The following is a 5096-nucleotide window of genomic DNA, read 5'->3' on the forward strand; positions in this document are numbered from 1 at the left end:
ATCTGCCGCACGATGCGGCGCAGACGCGGCACCATGGAGGCAAACGGAATCATGCGGGTCTTCATCAGACCCTCCTGGAGTTCCGTGTTGATGCGGGACTGCTGCACCAGCAGGGTCTCGGTGTCGCGGACCCGGTCGGACATGGTCTCCCGCAGGTCGGCAAGGTCCGAGGCGGACTCGCTCAGAGCCCGGGACAGCTGCTGGATGGAGGAATAGCGGTCCATTTCCAGCGGGTCGAAGTCGTCGCCGTAATCCGGACCGTGCTCGCGCTCGGCCCGGAACAGGATCTGGGCCTCGGTCTCGATGTCCATGCGGCGCAACTGTTCCCGCAGACGCTCGATGGTGGCCGCCATTTCATCCAGGGTGTGGCCGAATTCGCTGGTCTGGGTCTCCAGGCGGCCACGGGTGATACTGGTTTCGCCCGCCAGGTTGACCAGCTCGTCCAGCAGCGGCGCCGACACCCGGATGGTCTCCTGGGCGTTGCGGGCGGCGTCGGCCTGGCGTTTGTCAGCCTGCTTCTTGCCGGCGGCCGGCTTGGGCGCGGGTTTGGGCGCCTCGGCGCGGGTGGCCGGCAGTTTGGTTTCCGGCGCCTTGGGGGCCGGCGCTCTCTCCGCTGCCGGGGCGGCTTCCTTGGCCGGCGCGGGCGCCCCCTGGAAGCGCTGCCGGACCTGCTCGACTTCTTGCACGATGGCGTCGTAATCGGCGGTGATGGCCTGCCAGGTAGCCTGGTCGGGCTCATTGCCACCCAGGTCGATCAGTCGGGTCTCCAGGCCGTGGGCCTGGTCGCCAAGCCGGCTCTGCTGGGCCAGCCGGGCACCGCCCTTGAGGGTATGCAGGGCGCGCTGGGCTTCCTGGTTGAAATGGCTGTTGGCCGGTTCCTTGCGCCAGTCCGAGAGCAGGTGCTCCAGCTGGTCCAGGATCTCGCCGGCCTCTTCCAGGAAAATCTCCAGCACCTCGGCATCCACCGGTGCCTGGTCCTCGGCCGCCGGGGCTTGGGCAACCTCGGTGTCGGCGCTGCCGGCATTGGCGGCCTGGAAAGCGTCGATCAGTTCGGTGGCGGGGCTGGGTTTGCGGCCTTCCTCCAGCGCCACCAGCATGTCTTTCAAAGCGCTGTTGGCGCGATCACTGAGGGCCAGCATCTGTTTCTGGTCGCCGGTGCCGGCGATCAGGGGTTCCAGCTGGTCATGCCAGGTTTCCGCCAGATCGGCGACCGCATCCAGGTCCGCCAGCCGGGCACCGCCCTTGAGCGTATGAAGTTCCTGCTGCAGCTGGGTGATGCCGGTCAACTCCTCCGGCTCCTCCCGCCACTGGGCCAGGCACTCCTCGATGGCAGTCTGCACCTCCAGGCCTTCGTCCAGGAAAATACCGATCAGGTCGTCTTCGTCAGCGGCCGGAGCTTGCGGCGTTTCGGCCGGTTCGGCGGGCGCCGGTGCCGGGCTCGCGGACACCGGAGCGCCGGTCAGTACCGCCTGTATCTCCGCCACCAGCTCGTCGGCGGGTGGGCAGGGCTTCTGGGTGGCAACCTGCTCCACCATCTGGGCCAGCCGGTCGTGGCAGGCGAACAGCAAATCCATCATCGCCGGGGAGGCGGAAATCCGGCCCTCGGCCACCCGCTCGAACAGATCCTCCAGCACATGGGTGAGGTCGCCAATGGCGGCCACGCCGGCCATGCGGGCACCGCCCTTGAGGGTATGGACATCACGCTGCAGCTGGGCGGCCAGCTCGCGGTTGTCGGGTTCCTCGCTCCACGCGTGCAGGGCGCTGCCGGTGGAGTTGATCAGGTCGTAGGCCTCTTCCAGGAAGATGCCCACCAGCTCCGGGTCCAGGTGGGACAGGTCGGTGGCGGCAAGCTCTTCCTGCGGGGCGCTCTCCGGTGCCTCGGCAGGCTCCGCTTGCGGCTCCCATGCCGACTCGGGCTCGGGCTCGAGCCTGGTCTCCGGCTCCGCCTGGGCGACTTCCGGGACTTCCGGCTCCGCTTCGTCCAGCTCGGCCTCGTCCAGGCCGATCGGGTCCTCGCAGGCGGCCTTCAATGCCTCCACCAGCCCGGGGGCCGCCGGGCACTGACCCCGGTCGGCAATGGCGTCCACCAGGGCGGCGAGCTGGTCATGGGCCCGAAGGGCCAGGTCAATGCGGGTCTGGGTGGCGCTGATGCGGCCCTCGGCAATACGCTCGAACAGCGTCTCCATCTCATGGGCGATGTCGGCCACCGGCGCGATTTCCGCCATGCGGGCGCCGCCCTTGAGGGTGTGAAGCTGGCGCTGCAGCTCCTTCACCAGATCGGGCTGATCCGGGTTGCCCTGCCACTGGTGCAGTTGCTCGGCGGTGTCGTGGACAATCTCGCCGGCCTCTTCCAGGAAAATCTCCGCCAGTTCCGGGTCCAGGCCACTGGCATCGGCGCTGTCGTCGTCGCTTTCTTCCAGCTCCATCAGCGGCAGCGCGTCCTCTTCGGCCTCGCTGTCGTCGCTGATGCTGGTGACCGGCCGGCTGGCGGTGGCGCGGCCCATGGTGTCCTGGATCTCGCCGATCAGGTCGCCGGCAGGACGCGGCGTTTCACCCGCCTGCAGCGAATCCACCATGCTGGCGAGCCGGTCGTGGCAACGGAACAGCAGGTCCTGGAGTTCCCCGGTGGCCTGCAGGCGGTGCTCGCTGAGACCCTCGAACAGATTCTCCAGCTCGTGGGCGAGATCACCGATGGCGGTAATGTCCGCCAGCCGGGCGCCGCCCTTGAGGGTGTGCAGGTCCCGCTGCAGCAGCCGCAGCAGTTCGCTGCTGTCGGGCTTGTCGCTCCACTGGTGCAGGGTGTCGGCGGTGCTTTCGACCAGGTCGCCGGCTTCCTCCAGGAAGATCTCCGCCAGTTCCGGGTCCATGGCCTCTTCCCGGGTCAGCTGGTCGCTGTCGATCACCGGTGGCTCGTCCGTTGGCTCCTGAGCCTCGGGCTGCCGGAGATCCGGGGCCTGCTCGTAGCCAAGCTCGGTATCCAGGCTTTCGTCGATGGCCTCCAGCTCGCCGGAGAAGGCCTCCTCGTAGGGGTCCACCGGCGGCTTGCCGCCGTTGTCCCGGAGCGCGGTCAGTTCGATCACCAGGGACGGATCGGGGCGGGTCGCCAGACCGGCGGCCACCTGGTCCATCATGTTGATCAGGGTTTCGTGGGCTTCCCGGGTAATCTGGAAGAAATTCTGGTCGGGAACCGTCTCGGCTTCACGGGTGCTGGTGTAGGTCTGGTGCAGGATATCCGCCAACTCGGCCACATCGGTGATACCGGTGCGCTCGGCGCCCCCGGCCAGCTGCCTGAGTTCGTGAACCAGGGTGTCCAGACGCTCGGTATCGGCCGGATCCAGGGCCCAGGCGTCCAGTACGCTGTCGGCGTCCAGAAGGATGTCCAGGCCCTCGTTGAGGAACAGCTCCACCAGTTTCGGGTCGGCCTGGCCGACAGACTCGTGCTCCTCTCCGGCAGCGCGGCGGCTACCCAGGTGCCGGGCTGCAACCTGCTCAAGCCGTGCCAGGAAGGCCTCAGTGCCGGGCAGGTCGTCGTGGGGCCGGGTGCGGATCTGCGCCAGACCCTGGCTGATGAACTGGCAGACATCGGCGATCAGGTCCAGCACGTCACGGTCCGCCCGCAGGTTTTCGGCACGGGCGTCCTTGACGAACTTCTCCAGCGGGGTGATGACCTTGGCGATGGGCTCAATGCTGGCGGTGTGGGCACTGCCCTTGAGGGTATGCAGGGCCCGCGACAGGTTGTCGGTGTAGGCCACGGTGGTCTTGTCGCCGGCCTCCTCGAGGAACGCCTGCAGGGTCTGCAGGTGGGTCTCGGTCTCACTCTCGAAAATCTCGATGAGCACCGGGTCCACCAGGCTGTCAGCTTCCTCCGGCTCCGCCTGTTCGGCGGTCTGGCTGTCCGCCTCGGGCTGGTCTACCGGCATGGCCCGGGCGTCCGGAATCTCGCCGTTGGCCAGGGCGGTGGCGCGGGCCTGCAGCTCCGAGGTGTCCCGCGAGGCCGGCCGACGCTGTTTAAAGTCCGCCACCAGGTCCGGCAGCACCGTGGTGACTTCCTGCAGCAGGCTGGCGATGTCATCATTCATGAACACGCTGCCGTCGATGATGCGGTTGAGCATATTCTCCACCGACCAGGCCAGCTCGCCCACGGCGTCGGCACCGACCATGCGGCCGCTGCCCTTGAGGGTGTGGAAAGCCCGGCGCACTTCCGCCAGGGCGCTGCGATCGTCGTACTGGCGGGTCAGCATTGGCAGGTATTCACGGATGGTGTCCATGACCTCGCCGGCTTCCTCGATGAAGATCTCGAGGATCTCGTCGTCGATCAGGTCGTCTTCTTCGGCGGAACCGGCATCGGCCTCCGCCGGCGCGCCCAGATCCACGGCGGTCTCCGGTTCTTCCTCGACCGGCCCGGATTCTGCCACGGTCGGACTGGCGGCCGCCTCGGGGCCGGTTTTCCGGGTGGTGGCCAGGGCTTCGGCGTGCTCGATCAGCGCGCCGACGTCACTGTCGGCATTGCCGGCACGGAAGTCCGTAATCAGTTCCGGGATGCGGGCAATGACGTCGTCCACCAGGGCGAAGAGTTCGTCGGTAGGCTTGACGGTCTGGTCGATGACCCGGTTGAGCAGGTTTTCCACCGACCAGGCCAGCTCAGCGATGCTGGTGGCACCCACCAGCCGGCCGCTGCCCTTGAGGGTGTGGAACGCCCGGCGCACTTCGGTGAGGGATTCGCGGTCGTCGTGGTTCTGGCGCAGCCGTGGGAAATAGTTGTGGATGGTTTCCAGAACCTCCTGGGCTTCCTCGATAAAGATGTCGAGGATCTCGTCGTCCACCAGGTCCTGGTGGTCGCCCTTGGCCGGCGCCTCGGCCGGTTCCGCCGCGGCGGGCTCGGCAGCCTCACTGGTGCTGGCGCTGTCCCAGGTGGGTTCGGCACCGGCCGGGAAGCCCAGGCTGGCCAGGCTGTCCTCGGCGATACGCAGAACCGCATCGTTGTCCTCGATGCCCTCGGCCAGGCGCTCGAGGTAGTACTCGATGCTGGTGACGGTGTCCGCCAGGGTATCCAGCTGCTGCCAGTCCGGAATGCGCTTGCCTTCCAGCAATACGTC

1 protein-coding gene is annotated in these 5096 nt (G+C 67.6%); it reads right to left on the minus strand.

Annotated features, from left to right (window positions below):
* Nucleotides 1-5096: Hpt domain-containing protein (locus R3280_RS15930; protein WP_318999596.1), on the minus strand; the 5096-nt coding region annotated here is incomplete at both ends.

The sequence above is a fragment of the Marinobacter sp. genome (genome assembly GCF_033722195.1).
In the GTDB taxonomy this organism is placed as follows: domain Bacteria; phylum Pseudomonadota; class Gammaproteobacteria; order Pseudomonadales; family Oleiphilaceae; genus Marinobacter.